Annotated in this window: 18 protein-coding genes; 15 read left to right on the top strand and 3 right to left on the bottom strand. The window is 53.2% G+C overall.

Features of this window, described 5'->3' with window-relative positions:
* Positions 1–7: 7 nt before the first annotated feature.
* The 7 genes from deoC (at position 8) to mutY (ending at position 6,608) form a co-directional block, all read left to right on the top strand.
* Positions 8–709: a deoxyribose-phosphate aldolase gene (gene deoC / locus ACQ9LF_RS06905; RefSeq protein WP_462488650.1), complete on the top strand. Its 702-nt coding sequence runs from the start codon at positions 8–10 to the stop codon at positions 707–709.
* A gap of 8 nt (positions 710–717) precedes the next feature.
* Complete coding sequence (locus tag ACQ9LF_RS06900; RefSeq protein ID WP_462488649.1) at positions 718–2,136, top strand: anthranilate synthase component I family protein; 1,419 nt, start codon at positions 718–720, stop codon at positions 2,134–2,136.
* Positions 2,137–2,211: 75 nt separating this feature from the next.
* Positions 2,212–3,048, top strand: a complete 837-nt coding sequence (locus ACQ9LF_RS06895; protein WP_462488648.1) for an aminotransferase class IV — start codon at positions 2,212–2,214, stop codon at positions 3,046–3,048.
* A gap of 12 nt (positions 3,049–3,060) precedes the next feature.
* Complete coding sequence (locus tag ACQ9LF_RS06890; RefSeq protein ID WP_462488647.1) at positions 3,061–3,423, top strand: hypothetical protein; 363 nt, start codon at positions 3,061–3,063, stop codon at positions 3,421–3,423.
* 76 nt (positions 3,424–3,499) lie between these two features.
* On the top strand, positions 3,500–4,612 hold the full coding sequence (locus ACQ9LF_RS06885; protein ID WP_462488646.1) for a Nif3-like dinuclear metal center hexameric protein: 1,113 nt from the start codon (positions 3,500–3,502) through the stop codon (positions 4,610–4,612).
* Positions 4,609–5,493: an SMC-Scp complex subunit ScpB gene (gene scpB / locus ACQ9LF_RS06880; RefSeq protein ID WP_462488645.1), complete on the top strand. Its 885-nt coding sequence runs from the start codon at positions 4,609–4,611 to the stop codon at positions 5,491–5,493. The genes ACQ9LF_RS06885 and scpB overlap by 4 nt, the downstream gene beginning before the upstream one ends.
* Complete coding sequence (mutY, locus tag ACQ9LF_RS06875; protein ID WP_462488644.1) at positions 5,490–6,608, top strand: A/G-specific adenine glycosylase; 1,119 nt, start codon at positions 5,490–5,492, stop codon at positions 6,606–6,608. The genes scpB and mutY overlap by 4 nt, the downstream gene beginning before the upstream one ends.
* Before the next feature lie 27 nt (positions 6,609–6,635).
* Here the strand turns inward: mutY and ACQ9LF_RS06870 are convergent, their stop codons facing one another.
* The gene (locus ACQ9LF_RS06870; protein WP_462488643.1) at positions 6,636–7,073 is read right to left on the bottom strand and encodes a glycine zipper domain-containing protein; all 438 of its coding nucleotides are present in this window, start codon (positions 7,071–7,073) and stop codon (positions 6,636–6,638) included.
* Positions 7,074–7,234: 161 nt separating this feature from the next.
* On the opposite strand from ACQ9LF_RS06870, the gene dapB reads away from it, so the two are divergent.
* The 4 genes from dapB to ACQ9LF_RS06850 all read left to right on the top strand — a co-directional run bounded on the left by dapB (position 7,235) and on the right by ACQ9LF_RS06850 (position 10,332).
* Entirely contained in the window at positions 7,235–8,032 is a 798-nt protein-coding gene (dapB, locus tag ACQ9LF_RS06865) for a 4-hydroxy-tetrahydrodipicolinate reductase (protein ID WP_462488642.1), read from the top strand.
* Positions 8,033–8,111: 79 nt separating this feature from the next.
* Positions 8,112–9,398 carry a UDP-N-acetylglucosamine 1-carboxyvinyltransferase gene (gene murA, locus ACQ9LF_RS06860; protein WP_462488641.1) on the top strand — a complete coding sequence of 429 codons (1,287 nt, stop codon included), beginning with the start codon at positions 8,112–8,114 and terminating at the stop codon, positions 9,396–9,398.
* Positions 9,399–9,582: 184 nt separating this feature from the next.
* Entirely contained in the window at positions 9,583–10,119 is a 537-nt protein-coding gene (locus ACQ9LF_RS06855; protein WP_462488640.1) for a nitroreductase family protein, read from the top strand.
* A 9-nt stretch (positions 10,120–10,128) separates the two neighbouring features.
* The gene (locus ACQ9LF_RS06850) at positions 10,129–10,332 is read left to right on the top strand and encodes a hypothetical protein (protein WP_462488639.1); all 204 of its coding nucleotides are present in this window, start codon (positions 10,129–10,131) and stop codon (positions 10,330–10,332) included.
* Positions 10,333–10,362: 30 nt separating this feature from the next.
* Here the strand turns inward: ACQ9LF_RS06850 and ACQ9LF_RS06845 are convergent, their stop codons facing one another.
* Positions 10,363–10,506, bottom strand: a complete 144-nt coding sequence (locus tag ACQ9LF_RS06845) for a 50S ribosomal protein L34 (protein WP_462488638.1) — start codon at positions 10,504–10,506, stop codon at positions 10,363–10,365.
* 162 nt (positions 10,507–10,668) lie between these two features.
* The gene (locus ACQ9LF_RS06840) at positions 10,669–11,637 is read right to left on the bottom strand and encodes a 3'-5' exoribonuclease YhaM family protein (protein ID WP_462488637.1); all 969 of its coding nucleotides are present in this window, start codon (positions 11,635–11,637) and stop codon (positions 10,669–10,671) included.
* Positions 11,638–11,906: 269 nt separating this feature from the next.
* On the opposite strand from ACQ9LF_RS06840, the gene ACQ9LF_RS06835 reads away from it, so the two are divergent.
* From ACQ9LF_RS06835 to ffh, 4 genes are all read left to right on the top strand, one after another.
* A complete protein-coding gene (locus ACQ9LF_RS06835) occupies positions 11,907–12,209 on the top strand; it encodes a DUF2089 family protein (RefSeq protein ID WP_462488636.1) in 303 nt (100 codons plus the stop codon).
* The gene (locus tag ACQ9LF_RS06830; protein ID WP_462488635.1) at positions 12,206–12,850 is read left to right on the top strand and encodes a hypothetical protein; all 645 of its coding nucleotides are present in this window, start codon (positions 12,206–12,208) and stop codon (positions 12,848–12,850) included. Before ACQ9LF_RS06835 ends, ACQ9LF_RS06830 begins: the two co-directional genes overlap by 4 nt.
* Before the next feature lie 10 nt (positions 12,851–12,860).
* The gene (locus ACQ9LF_RS06825) at positions 12,861–13,376 is read left to right on the top strand and encodes a hypothetical protein (RefSeq protein WP_462488634.1); all 516 of its coding nucleotides are present in this window, start codon (positions 12,861–12,863) and stop codon (positions 13,374–13,376) included.
* A 443-nt stretch (positions 13,377–13,819) separates the two neighbouring features.
* A complete protein-coding gene (gene ffh / locus ACQ9LF_RS06820; protein ID WP_462488633.1) occupies positions 13,820–15,223 on the top strand; it encodes a signal recognition particle protein in 1,404 nt (467 codons plus the stop codon).
* The last annotated feature ends 2 nt before the right edge of the window (positions 15,224–15,225 follow it).

Genomic DNA, 15,225 nt, shown 5'->3' with positions numbered 1-15,225 from the left:
TCATTCGATGATACAGAAACCCGCAACAAAAGCCCAGCTGGCTAAATGCATTGACCATACCCTGCTGAATCCCACAGCCACGGAGCAGCACATACGCCAGCTTTGTGCCGAAGCCATCCAATACGGCTTTTACAGTGTCTGCGTGATGCCGCGGTGGGTGGAGGTGTGTGCCGATATACTGCATGAAACAGGCATAAAAGTCTGTACTGTGACCGGATTTCCGATAGGAGCGGATTATTCGCGAGTCAAGGCGTTCCAGGCCGACCTGGCCATTGCAGCCGGAGCAGATGAAATCGATATGGTTGCAGACTTAGCGGCCATCATTGCAGGAGATGAAAACTATCTATTGAATGATATCCGGACTGTTCTGCGTCCGTGTCAGTCTGTCCGGCCGTTTGTTACACTCAAAGTGATCATTGAATCGGCAGCGCTCACAACCGACCAGATTATATTTGCTTGTAAGGTCGCCCAGACCGCCGGCGCAGATTATGTCAAAACCAGCACCGGCCTGCACCCAGCCGGCGGAGCAACCGTCGAACATGTACAACTCATGGCTCAGTCCGCCCCAAAATGCAAAATCAAGGCCGCCGGCGGCATTCGAACCGCCGCCGATGCCTTGGCGATGATCGAAGCCGGGGCTTCCCGTATCGGAGCCAGCAAATCCATTGACATCATTCAGGGCTTTGAGCCAACACCATCGCAGACATGATCCCTGCTGTGTCCGAGCCGATTCTATGTCGTGTTCATATCCGGCCGGTGCCGGGGGATATCGCCCTGCTGTCGCTGGGGCGAATCATATCTCGGCAAGTCCAGCCCGCCATCCTTGGCGGCAATCTATCGGTCGAAAACTTCAGTTTGTTTTGTGCCTGTCCCGTGGATTGCTTTGAATTTCGTGACGGTTCGCATCCCCTGGAACAACTGCAAACAACCCTCGCAAAATATCAACTTGAAAGCAATATCTCGTTATCGGAGTCCATTCCTCTGCCGGGCTGGATTGGATATTATTCCTACGACCTTGGACGTTATCTGGAATCTCTGCCCAGCCATGCCAAAGATGATCTTCGGATGCCAATCATTCATCTGGCCTTTTATGATGCGATCATTGTTTATAACCACAATACCGGACAGGCCCACCTCGCAGCGCTGGAATATACAGGACAGAAAGAATCCGTCCAGCAGAAATTCGCCCGACTGGAACACTGGATTGCCCAATCACAGGAACTGATACTTGAGCTGCCGCCCCGGCTGCCGCGGACCAGCAAACCCGAACTGGCATTTCAAACCAATATGAGCCGGGCCGATTATATACGGTCGCTCGAGCGGATAGGCCGGCATATCCTGGACGGTGATGTGTATCAAATTAATTTTTCGCAGCGGTTTGAATGTCCTTTTCAGGCCGACCCGGCAACGCTTTTTCTGTGGCAGAATACCTACAATCCCAGTCCTTACGCCGCTTACCTGGCATCCAACAAGTGGGCTATTGTGAGTGCCTCACCGGAGCTGTTTTTGCGCATTCGCGGACAGGATATCCTGACTCGCCCCATCAAGGGTACCCGACCACGTCACATGTGCGAATGCGGACCGGATGCTGTCGAATTCAATCGCAGACACTACGAGGCACTGCTGCACAGCGAAAAAGACAAGGCTGAACTGATGATGATTACCGACCTTCAGCGTAATGACCTGGCCCGCATCTGCATCCCCGGCACGCGCCACGTCCGACATCCGCGCAAGATTGAAGCCTATCCCACAGTCTTCCACGCGTATTCGGAAGTCGCAGGCACGCTGCCGCGGACAAATGACCCGGCACTTTTCTGTGATATCTTGCGGGCCATGTTTCCTGGCGGCTCCATCACCGGCGCCCCAAAAATCCGTGCCATGCAGCTTATCGAAGAACTTGAGCCCACCCGTCGCGGTGTCTATACCGGCTGCATCGGACATCTCGGCATTAATTTCGACGCGACTCTGAATATTGCCATTCGTACCATGGTCGTTCAGGACGGCCGGGTTTATGCCCAGGCCGGCGGCGGCATCGTCGCCGACTCCGACCCGCAGGCCGAATGGGATGAAACGCTGGTCAAGGCCGGGGCTTTGCTCGACTGTATCCGGGCCGTCAGCCACAACGGACCCTGTTAACATAACGTCACCTTTTTGCTGGTTTTTTGTCGTCATTTGAGTATATTTATTCCATTCAGCTCTAAGGATTAGGATATGAATCAGATATTTCTCAATGGAACCATCGTGCCGGCTGAACGAGCCGGAATTGCTACCACCGACAGTTCGTTTTTGTTCGGTATGGGATTGTTCGAGACCATGCGGGCAGTCAACGGCAAAGTCTTCCGTCTCGACGACCACATCAACCGGATGCTGGCCAGTGCCGCGGCCCTGTCGATTCCGTTCGGGTATTCAGCGGACTACATTCAGGAAGCCACTTCGCGGCTTTTGGAGGCCAACGAACTCACAGACGCCCGGATGCGGATGACACTGTCCAGCGGGCCGGTGTCCGATACGGAGAACATCAAAGGAACGCTGCTGATTACAGCGGCTCCCTTTACCCCTTATCCAAAAGCATATTACGAAAAAGGGGTTCGCGTCATCCTGACGGACTTTCGCCAAAATCCCAAAGACCCCACCTGCGGCCATAAAACAACCTGCTATGCCCCACGGCTGATGGCACTAAAACAAGCCCACGAAAAACTGGCCACCGAGGCTGTATGGTTTACCACTGAAAACAAGCTGGCCGAAGGCTCCATTAGTAACATCTTCCTCGTGCGGGACAAGACCCTGCTGACCCCGCGTGTGGAAACACCCGTCCTGCCCGGCATCGCCCGCAGGACCGTGCTGGAACTGGCGGACAAGCTCAAGATTAAAACTCAAGAGCGGGATTTGAGCATCCACGACCTGCTGGCCGCCGAAGAGGTCTTTTTGACCAATGTCATCATGACCGTGCTGCCGGTGACCGCCGTCGAATCGCACACCGTCGCCGAAGGCAAAGTCGGCCCCATCACCCGACAACTCACCCAAGCGTATGAAGACTTGTTAAAATAAGGAGCGTAAGCTATGGATATTTTCTGGAACATGAACCAGCGATGGCTTACCATGAAAGCAGAGAAAGCTGCTGAGGATGCAAAGGTCAAAGCGAATGATGCCACTCTTCATTTGATTCGATTGGAAGAAAAGGTCGATCATCTGGCCTTGAAGTGCCAGGCATTGTGGGAATTGGTCAAAGAGCAAACGCAACTGACGGACATGCAGATTGCTGAACGCATCAGCGAAATCGACATGCGGGATGGTGTGGCGGACGGGAAAATCACCCAGGGACGCCGCCAATGCAGCGACTGCGGACGGGCCGTGGGCCCCGGTTACACGCAGTGCCTGTTCTGTGGCGCCCCCATGAACGGCACGGAAATATTTGAGCCGTAATCGTATCAGCCGCCAAATAGAATCAAAATATCGTTTTCAGCCCCGTCGGGGTGATATAAAAATCAGGACAAAACTTATGAAACTTCAACACATTATCGATGCCGTCGAAACCATCGCTCCGCGGAAGCTGGCGCAAAGCTGGGACAATGTCGGCTTTCTGGTCGGCGATGCAAAACGCAACATCAAAAAGATCTTAGTCACCATCGACACCACCCAGGCGGTGGCTGATGAGGCAATCCGCTTCGGGGCGGATTTGATCCTGGCCTATCACCCGGTCATTTGGGACGGCCTCAAACGCATCACCGCCGACGGCGCCACCGCCCCCATCTATCAGCTCATCCGCAATAATATCGGCGTCTATTCTATCCATACTTCGCTGGATACCGCAGCCGGTGGAGTCAACGACGCCCTGGCCGAGATACTGAGCCTGACCGACACCCGGCCGCTGGGCGATTTTGTGGACGACCCGGCCGGGCCGCAATACAAAGTCATCACCTTCGTCCCCGCCGACAGCGTCAACAAAGTCGCCGACGCCATGTTTGCCGCCGGGGCGGGTGCCATCGGCAACTACTCCCACTGCGGCTTTATGACCAACGGTATCGGGACATTCCAGCCCCTGAAAGGGGCCAATCCGGCCATTGGTAAAATAGGCAACATCGAACGCGTCGCCGAAGTCCGCCTCGAATCCGTCGTCCCGGCCGGCAAGGTCCGCCAGGTCATCGCCGCCCTGCGAAAAAGCCATTCTTACGAGACCCCGGCCTTTGATGTCTTCCGCCATTACGATGTCGAGGGCAAGCTGGGGCTGGGCCGGATTGGTAAGCTGGGTAAACCTATGACCATTGAACAAATACTCCGCCGGGTCAAGACCATCACCGGCGCCAAAGCCGCAGGCATCATCGGCCCGCAAAAAAGACTCGTCAAGACCGCCGCGGTCTGTGCCGGGTCGTGCAGCAAGCTGGTTTTTGATGTTATTAACGCGGATTGCGACCTGTACCTGACCGGCGAACTGAAACATCACCAGGCCCTGGCGGCCTCTGAGGCTGGCTTGACCTGTATCTGCTTGTCGCACAGCGTGTCCGAGCGTTTTGCTCTGAAAAAATTGGTAAAGCAATTGCAAAAACAGCTCGTAGGCGTCACAATACGCCAAAGTACCAAAGACGCCGACCCATTTGTATGGAAAAAGATATGACGGAACAAAAGCAACCTACGCAGCAGCAAGAAGATATAACAAAACAGCAGCCTTGCAATCCGCAAGAACAGGATATAACAAATCCAAATATAGAATTGACCCCAGATATTGCCGAAACAGATTTAACCAAACAAAGCCAATTTTCGGAAGCAGAATCCGCAGAGCAAGTGCAGATTCAGGACTTAGAAACACCGGAAACGACCCCATCCGCTGCCAAGCAGGAAGAAGCCTCCGCCAGCCAGCCGGATATTACCGCCCCGGCCATGGAAACCGCCCCCGAAGCGGCTGGCTCCGAGGAGGAAGCCGCAGAAGACGAGCCGGACGATGAGCCGGAGCTGATTGAGGGGGAATTTGATACGACGCTGGAGTCGGTGGTGGAGGCGATTCTGTTTGCCAGCGATGAGCCGGTCAGCGTACAAAAGCTGGTGGAAATTGCCGAGGCCGGCTCGGTCAAGACCATCCGCAAGGCTGTCAAGGCACTGAACAAGAAGTATCGGCTGGGTCGGTTTTCGTTCCGGATTGAGGAACTGGCCGGGGGTTATCAGATGATGACGCTGTCGTGCTTTAATCCATGGCTTAGTAAGCTGATTAAGGTGCGGTCGGATAACAAGCTGTCGCCGGCCCAGTTGGAGACGCTGGCGATTGTCGCCTATAAGCAGCCGATCATCCGGGCGGATATCGAGGCTATCCGCGGCGTGGCTACCGGTGAAGTCCTCCGCAACCTGATGTATAAAGGGCTGGTCAAAATCGTCGGGCGGGCGGAAATCCTCGGGCGGCCGATGCAGTATGGCACCACCAAAAAATTCCTCGACATCTTCGGCCTGGCCAGCCTCAAAGACCTGCCCAAGATCGAAGAACTGAAAAATCCGGAGAAAGGATGAACCAGCAATCAGAAGTCAGCAATCATCAATTAGAGGATAGCAGACTTCTGCATCATCATCTTCTTTCCTGGTTTTCACGCCATGCACGGGATTTGCCGTTTCGTCGGACGAAGGACCCGTATTGCATCTGGCTGAGCGAAATTATGCTTCAGCAAACCCAGGTCAAGACGGTCATTCCCTATTACGAGCGGTTTCTCAAAAAGCTGCCGACGGTGCAGGCACTGGCGGAGGCAAAACTGGATACCGTTTTGAAACTCTGGCAGGGGCTGGGTTACTACACCCGCGCCAAGTCGCTGCATAAGGCAGCCCAGGTGATTGTCGAACAATACAACGGCCAATTCCCGCAGGAGTATGAAGCCATCCTCGCCCTGCCCGGCATCGGCCGATATACCGCCGGGGCGATTGGCAGTATTGCCTTTGGCCTGCGAAAAGCCGTGCTGGATGGCAACGTCATTCGTGTCTTGTGCCGGCTGTATGCGATTCAAGACAATCCCGCCGACGCAAAGACCCGCGACCGCCTATGGCAGATCGCCGAAGAACTTCTGCCCAAAGACCACTGTGGCGACTGGAATCAGGCCCTGATGGAACTGGGGTCGGAAATCTGCACGCCGAAAAATCCGCAATGCCTGATCTGTCCGGTACAGGAATTCTGCCAGGCCCGAAAGCAGAATCTGCAGGATGTCCTGCCGCTGCGAAAGAAAGAAAAAAAGACACCGCATTATACCGTCGTCGTCGCCCTGATTACTAATGACGCAGGAAAAATCCTGATCGATAAACGCAAGCCCGAAGGCTTTCTCGGCGGGCTGTGGGAATTACCCGGCGGCAAGAAAAAACAAGGCGAGACCTTCACCGCCGCCGCCGAACGGGAAGTCCTCGAAGAAACCGGCCTGACCGTCAAGGCAGGCAAAAAACTCTGCGTGGTCAAACATGCCTATTCGCATTTTTCGGTGACACTACACACCTATGCCTGCGAGCCTGTTGGCGGAAAAGCTCGGGCTATTACCTGTGATGCCGTCAAGTGGGTCAGCCCGAAAGAGTTGGACAAATACGCCTTCCCCGCCGGCACATTGAAAATCTTTAGCGCATTAAAAAAGGCAGGTCACAGCCTGCCTTGATTGTCAGTCGAATCGATTTACCAACATTTAAATGCCATACACCGGCTTGAGCTGTTCCTCGGTCGGCATTGTCTGGTAGCGTTCGCCCTTGGGGCCGGTATAAGAACCATCCGCATTGCGGGTCAGCCGCACGGGTGTCTGCGAACCATTGGGATTAGTCAGCCAGATCGTCACGGTATTCTGATCAGAAGCCGCTGATGCAGCAGGAGCCTTCTTGGCCTCCTCGGCCTTTTTCGCATCAGAGCTATCCATGACGCCACCGATGATTCCGCCAGCCAATGCCCCAACACCCGCGCCAATGAGGGTCGCTTCGGTATTGCCGCCGGCCACCTGGCCGATAGCCGCACCCGCACCGGCACCAATCAGCGTTCCAGACTGCCATTTCTTTTCACAACCACTTACCAGCACAGACGATAAGACAAGGCTTAAAACCAGTACATACATTACGCTATTTTTCAACATCATAACTCTCCAGAATTGTTTTTGTTCCCACTATTAAGACGATTATCCCCTTTCTTTTGTTACTGTCAAGAGCAATCGCACCGTTTCTGCCTTGTCAGAAGCCTCCGAACCACTTATACTTACCGTTACTGGACAGGATTGAAAATTCAAATTGGAGACAATCAATGAAACCCACTTTGGTAATCCATGGAGCAGGCGGACGCATGGGCCGTCGCATATTAGCATTGGCAGTTGAAGAGCAGGTTTTTCAGATCACTGGGGCCGTTGACCACCCCTCCCATCCGGAATTAGGCAAAGATGCCGGCGTTCTGGCTGGCGTGTCGCCGATTGGCGTTAATCTGGATAAATCTTTCCCACAAAAAGCTTCCGTCGTGATCGACTTTTCCCTGCCCCAGGCAGCCCCAGAAACCATAAGCTGGGCAGAGAAATCCGGTACCGCCTTAATTATGGGTACGACAGGTCTGGATAATACCCATATGGATCTGCTCAAAAAGGCCGCCCAGAAGATTGCTATTGTGCAGGCAACGAATATGAGCCTCGGAATGAACCTGCTGTTCAGCATTGTCGGCAAAGTCGCGGAGACGCTGGGGGCCAATTACGATATCGAAATTACCGAAGCCCATCACCGGTTTAAGAAAGATGCCCCAAGCGGCTCGGCCCTGTCGCTGGCCAAAAGCATCTGCCAGGCCACCGGCCGGGACTTCCCCGGCTGCTTAGTCCATGGCCGCGAAGGCAAAGAAGCCTTGCGTCAGGGCGGCACCATCGGCATGCACGCCATCCGTGCAGGCGACATCGTCGGCCAGCATTCGGTCATCTACAGCACCATTGGTGAAACAATTACCATCTCACATAACGCCCACAGTCGGGATACCTTTGTCGGCGGTGCACTGCGGGCAGCCAGCTGGATACTGACTCAGAAACCCGGCCTGTACACCATGCAGCATGTGCTGGGACTGGCCTGAGACCTGCGGCAATCTGAAAAAAATGCCGATACCTTTTTATACAGACAGGACCTAACTATACAATAAGGAAAAACAGGATATGGATATCTTTGAAATTGACGGGCCGGTTCGGCTGTCCGGCACGATTGACGTGGCCGGGTCCAAGAACGCCACGCTGCCGATTATGGCCGGGGCGCTTCTGGCTGCAGGCAAGACGGTCATCGAAAACGCCCCCAATCTGGCCGATATCGCCAGCTTTCAAACCATCATGCACAGCCTGGGCGTACCCACCAGCCGGGACGAAAAAGGCGGCCTGGTCATCGATGCGACTACCATCGAGCGGCCAGTCGGCGAATATGACCTCGTCCGCAAGATGCGAGCCAGCATCTGTATTCTCGGGCCCCTGCTGACCCGGTGTGGCCAGGTGAAAGTCTCCATGCCCGGCGGCTGCGCCATCGGCGACAGGCCAGTGGATATCCATCTACGAGGCCTTAAGGAACTGGGGGCTCAGATTCACCTTGAAAACGGTTATATCGTCGCGTCCGCCCCGCCCGGCGGCCTCCGCGGCAAACAAATCTTTCTGGGCGGTCCGTTCGGCTCGACTGTGCTGGGCACCGACAATGTGATGATGGCTGCCTGTTTAGCCAAGGGCACCACCGTCATTGAGTCGGCGGCCTGTGAACCGGAAGTCAGCGATTTGGCGAACTTTCTCAACCAGATGGGTGCCAAAATCACCGGCATCGGCTCGCCGCGTCTGACGATCGAAGGCGTTAAAGAACTCCGGCCGATTCGTTACAAAGTCATCGGCGACCGCATTGAAGCAGGCACCTTTATGGTTGCAGCAGGCATCACCGGCGGCAATCTCCATATCCGTAACTGCAATATCAACGATATGGTCGCTGTGGCGGATCGGTTGAACAATATGGGTGTGGATATCGAACCCGCTGTCGATGGCTGTGTCGTCAGCCGCGAAGGTCCGATTCTCCCAGCGGACATCACGACCCAGCCGTATCCCGGCTTCCCCACCGACCTGCAGGCCCAGTTCATGGCGATGCTGGCCCTGGCCCGCGGCAACAGCGTCGTCACGGAAAAAATCTATCCCGACCGCTTCCTGCATGTGGCGGAACTCAATCGCATGGGAGCCAATCTCCGCAAGGAAGGTCCCAGCGTTTTTATCCCCGGTGTGGATCGCCTGATTGCCGCTCCCGTGATGGCCTCCGACCTGCGTGCCTCAGCAGCACTGGTGCTGGCAGGGATGGCAGCCTATGGCACCACCATCATCAACCGCGTCTATCATATCGACCGCGGCTATGAGAAAATTGAAGAAAAACTTAACCTGGTGGGAGCCCGCATCCGCCGTAAAAACACCGCATCAAAGGCCGACTAAGCCAAAAACCAGCAACATCTTATCGTAATCCTTCACGCAGCCCTGCACCTTGGTGCAGGGCTGCCTTCATAATCCAGCGTTTGTTTTCTCCCCTTCGTCAAGACGGTTTTTTGTTGTTTTTCAGACTGGAAATCCGGGGATGCTCTGTCGTATAATGTCTGCGGTTTTTCAGGGAGAGATGACAATGAATTTTTTCGATGTAGTCAAGAAACGGCATTGCTATCGTGCCGCATTCAAGGATGTTCCGGTCGCACGGGAAGACCTGTGTAAAATCGTTCAGGCCGGACTGGACGCCCCCTCCGGCAAAAATGCTCAGACAACCGAATTTGTAATTGTCGATGAGCCAACGCTGGTTCGGCAGATCGCCAAACTGCACCCAGCCAACAAGGCCATGCAGCAGGCACAGGCCTTTATCGCCTGCGTACTGGACAAAAACCCCGAAGCAGTCTATGAAGGGTTTGCCTTTCAGGTCGAAGATTGTGCCGCGGCGGTTGAAAATATGCTGCTGGCGATTACAGCACTGGGTTATGCAAGCGTCTGGATTGATGGCTGGCTTCGGCTGGAAGGACGGGCCCAGACAATCGGACAAATGCTGGGGCTGCCCGCGACCAAATATATCCGCATCCTTCTGCCGATTGGAATTCCCGCTGAAGAGTATCAGTCCCCGGCCAAAAAACCGTTTGATCAGCGGGCATGGTTTAACCGCTATGGGAAAGCCTGAGTCGGGCCTATGGCAACCAGACTGCCTGAAGGTCAGCCGCCGCGATGCCCAATATGCGGCTCATGTAATGTGGCATGGATTGTATACAGTCCCGTCGAGATGAATGACGAGCTGGCAATGATGATTCAGACTAAAAAAATCGTTCTGCGTCAGGCAGAACAGGCCCCCACAAACAAGACATACTACTGCCACCACTGCGGTTACACCTGGTAGCCGCAGCGATGGGCAGCTTATTTCAATGCGTTACGAGAAGCTCTTGCGAATATTGACCCTGCGGCCGGCCCGACGTTTGCGGGAATGAATCGCGCGGCCCTTTTTGGTGCTCTGGCGAACCAGAAAACCCTGTCTGCGGGCTCGTTTACGAAGACTTTTGCTATGATTTTCCACGGTTAATTCTCCTGACACTAAACAAGTCGAGTCGATAAACTACTCAAAATATCCCGAATCCATTAAAAACAGAGGGGAAATTATAGCGATAACCTGACGATTTTCAACCAAAAACTGAAATTTTGGAAAAATACACACGCAATAAACGATTAAATATATCTATTACTGCTCCAGTACCCGCATCCGGTACAGCTTGGTCTCCAGCGATTTCTGATAGCCGGTCCAGTTGCCTTCGGAGTTGTCGTTTTCAATCAGGGAGGCAGTCTGGTTCATTTTGGCATCGAGATTGTCGATATAGTTGACCATAAATGCCTCGGGCGTGGCCGGTAGTTTTGGCGAGCCGAATTCGTAGGAGCCGTGATGGCTGACTATAATATGCAGGAGGTTATCCAAGACAGGCCCGTTGACAGGCTTGCCAGCAGCGGCCAGCTTATCCGCGGCCTGGGCCACCATCTGGGTGCCGAGGATAATATGGCCCAGCAGTTGGCCTGTATCAGTGTAGGAAATAGCTGCTTTGTAAGACAATTCTTTGGTTTTGGCGATATCATGCAGGAAAATGGCTGCACGGACGAGGTCTTTCTGAATTTTGGGATACAACGGATAAATTGCCTCGCCCACTTCCAGCATATTAAGAGTGTGTTCCAACAGGCCGCCGAGGAAATTGTGATGCATCTGCATCGCCGCGGGTGCATTGCAGAACAAAATCATCAGATCCTTATCATATAAAAAAGCCTCGACGATAGCCTTGATCTGCGGATGGGTAATCTTGCCAAGAATTTCCTTGAGGCGATTGTACATCGTCGGCACATCTTTTTCCGTCCGGGCCATGTAATCAGCCAGATTGACCTTGTCCTGGCCAACCACCAGTATATCATTGACTACAATCTGGAGGGCATTTTGATAGAGTTCGCTTTTGCCGCGAATCTGGACGAAACCCTCCGAGGGAATCTGCTGATAGAGGGATTCGGTTGCCTGCCACATCCGGCAGTTGACCTTGCCGGTTTTGTCGGACAGATACATCGCAATGTATAAATCGCCCTTGGTCGTAGGGCGAAGGACCGGCTGGGTGACCAGGTAAATATCATTGATGTTCGTGCCGGGTTTTATGTCTTTAATGAATAAATGCGCCATGGGCTCTCCATATCAATATAGTAATTCGACGCAAATTATAGCCCAAAATCCAACCGGCGAAAAGCTCAAAACGCAATTCCTTGAGGGATAAGAAATTAAGAAAAAAAGCGAAATCTTTCTTCAATATAATCTAAAAATATATAATATATGGTTTAATAATATTAATATTTACATTGATTTTATAAACTTTTAGTATTATATTTTGATCATAGATATGTAATGAATGGCATTTCACTCGATATAAACTTTTTCTATTTGGAGCCAAGGCGATGAGTCGCTTGCCTGTATATTGTCCGGCCTGTCGGGAACAGTTGAATGTCAACAAGCTGACCTGCGGGAAGTGCCAGACGCAGGTGGAGGGCCTTTATGACCTGCCCCTGCTGTTGCGGCTGGAGCCGGAGGAACAAAGATTCATACTGGATTTCCTCAAATGCAGCGGCTCGCTGAAGGAAATGGCCGCCCTGATGAAGCTTAGCTACCCCACCGTCCGCAACCGCCTCGACGACATCATCGGGAAAATCAAACAGCTCGAACAATCCATGATAACGGAAACCAAGGAGCCGAATTCATGAATACTGAAGCCTTGTCTGGAAGAACAAATCGTCTGGCTGTATGGCTGCTTAATCCATTTACCTATATCGCCGGCTGGCAGGCACTGATGCTGGGGATTATTCTTCTTATAGCAGCCGCTCTGCTGGGGTCGGTGGGCAATGTCCATTTCGATGGCGTGCTGGATATGCACATAGGGGCGAAGGCACCGCTGTGGTTGTATATTGCTGAAGGATTCATCAACTGGCTGAGTCTGGCAATTGTTTTATGCATTGCCGGCCTGATAGTGCGTGGAACGGCATTTCGGATCATCGATGTGTTGGGGACGCAGGCGCTGGCCCGCTGGCCTATGCTGCCGGCTGCGGCGGCGGGAATCCTGCCGGCCAATCAGCGAGTCACGGAAGAATTGATGAAAATCGTGCAAAATCCCAATCAGCCCCCGGTTCTGGCCCTGGAACCGCTGGATGTGATCGTCTTTGCCCTGGCGATGATTCTCATTCTGATCACCATCGTCTGGATGATTGTCCTGATGTATCGGGCGTATGCGGTGTCCTGTAATCTCAAAGGAGCCAAAGCCATCGCGTCATTTATCGTCTGCCTGCTGGTTGCGGAGGCCATCTCGAAGGCCGCCTTGTGGCTGCTTGTGAAAGAGTTACACCAATAGGATCCCTGTTATGGAGTTATACAAACATACACAAAAAGGCAATCCCTTTTTTTATTGGGGAATTCCAGCGATTACCCTCAGTGCATTTCTCTTCGCTGCAACAGTCATCAAGGCAACTGCGGGGGATAAGCCCATCTGGACCTGGAGCGTTTTGGGGAATCTGGCTCCGGGGTTTCTGATTGCTATGCCGACGACAATCTGGGCCGGATTGTTCCTGAGCCGACTAACAGTCACAATCGACAAGGAATGGATTCGCATACGGTTTGGTTTCGGTATGTGGCGGAAAAAATTCTCCCTCAACCAGATCCAGTCCGCTACAGCCGTCCGCAACGCATGGCTGATGGGCTGGGGGATACACTGGGTCGGCAACGGCTGGCTGTACAATATCGCAGGCTTTGATTCGGTGGAATTGACCTTCAAAAATGGCAAAAAAGCCCGCATCGGCACCGATGAACCGGAAAAACTGGCCGCAGCCATACAAAATGCCCTGCACTCCGATGAAAAATTTTACAGCAACGCCCGATAATCTCGCGTTTGCGCATCCGACAAGTTGGAACCGGCATGTATTTTCTATAAAAACTTAAAATATGCTTAATATTTAATTCGTATTTTGTTATAATCCAGCTTAATCAGTTGGGGATAACAATGAATACGAAACCAAATACACCATTCATTCTGATAGCCGTCCTTTGTGACGGTCGGGGTCCGCCGGAGGGCTAAAAAAGACCGTAGTTTACCAGTATTAGGCCTCCATACCTTCTTTTCGTCAAATCAGCTATATCATAGCTACACACCTGACTATACAGACCATTATTATCTTTTATCTGGATAATTCCGCGGTTTCTGTATTTTCATCTTGAAAAAAGCCTTCCGATTGACTACAATTCGACGTTTCTGTCGGGCAATCCCTGCGCAGATGCCGCCTCTGGAGGCGGCAGAGAAGACTTGAAACGATGTATGTGATTTGAAATGTTTGACGCTTTAACACAAAAATTCAGTTCGGTATTCCGATCCCTATCGGGACGCGGACGCATTACGGAGTCCAATGTCGCCGATGCGATGCGCGAGGTCCGCAAGGCACTGCTGGAGGCCGATGTCAATTATCACATTGTCAAACAGTTCTGCAAAGATGTCCAGGAAGCCGCTTTAGGGGCTGAGGTGATTAAGAGTCTCCGGCCGGACCAGGTCATGATCAAAATCGTCTATGACGAACTGGTTAAGCTGATGGGTCCCGTGGACACACGCATTTACTTTGTTACACCAGGGCCAACCGTGATCCTGATGGCCGGTCTTCAGGGCTGCGGCAAAACCACCACCAGCGGCAAACTGGCCAAATATCTGGTAGCCAAAGGCAAAAAGCCCCTGTTGGTTGCCGATGATCTTCAGCGTCCTGCTGCCATCGATCAGCTCTGCACGCTCGGCGAACAGCTTGGCGTGGAAGTGTATACCGAACGCGATACCAAGGACGCTGTCCGCGTAGCCAGAAACGGCATTCAACACGCCAAAACCAAAGGCTGCGATGTCGTCATCCTTGATACCGCGGGCCGGCTGCATATTGACCCGGAAATGATGGGGCAGATCAAAGACGTCGCGGCAGCAGTCAACCCGCACCAGATTTATCTGGTATGCGATGCGATGACCGGCCAGGACGCAGTCAATTCTGCCAAGGCCTTTAATGAAGCCCTTGAACTGGATGGTGTCATCCTGACCAAACTCGATGGTGATGCCCGCGGTGGTGCGGCGTTGTCCGTCAAGGCCGTCACCGGCAAGCCGATCAAATTCATCGGCGTCGGTGAAAAGATGGAAAAGCTCGAGGAATTCCACCCCGACCGCATGGCCAGCCGGATTCTCGGCATGGGTGATGTCGTCTCGCTGGTGGAAAAGGCCCAGGAGCAGTTCGACGCCGCCGAAGCCCAGAAGATGCAGACCAAGATGGCCAAGGGCACTTTCGGCTTCGATGATTTTCTCAAACAAATGCAGGCCGTTCGCAAGATGGGCGGAATGTCCAGTCTGCTCAAACTCATGCCCGGCATGGGTGGGCTGAGTCAGATGGATATCGACGACAGTGAAATCAATAAAATCGAGGGGATTGTTCATTCGATGACCCCCCAGGAACGGCAGAATCCGGATATGATCGATTCTTCTCGCCGGCGACGTATCGCCCGCGGATGCGGTCGCGATGTTCAGGAAGTTGCCGGCCTGATTAAAACCTTTAAACGCAGTCGCGATATGATGAAAGCCCTCTCGGGCGGCGGCCTGGGTGCCTTCAAAAGCCTTCTGTCCGGCAAGGTGGACATTTTCAGCGCCATGTCCGGCGGAGTCAAGATTAAAGGCCCGCAGCCCAGACATCGCTCACCAAGAAAACGACGATAAGA

The sequence above is a fragment of the Anaeroglomus insulsum genome (assembly GCF_050689095.1).
Classification (GTDB): Bacteria; Planctomycetota; Phycisphaerae; order Sedimentisphaerales; family Anaerohalosphaeraceae; genus Anaeroglomus; species Anaeroglomus insulsum.
Note: the sequence above shows the minus strand (reverse complement) of the source record. Positions and strands in the feature narration are given on the sequence as shown.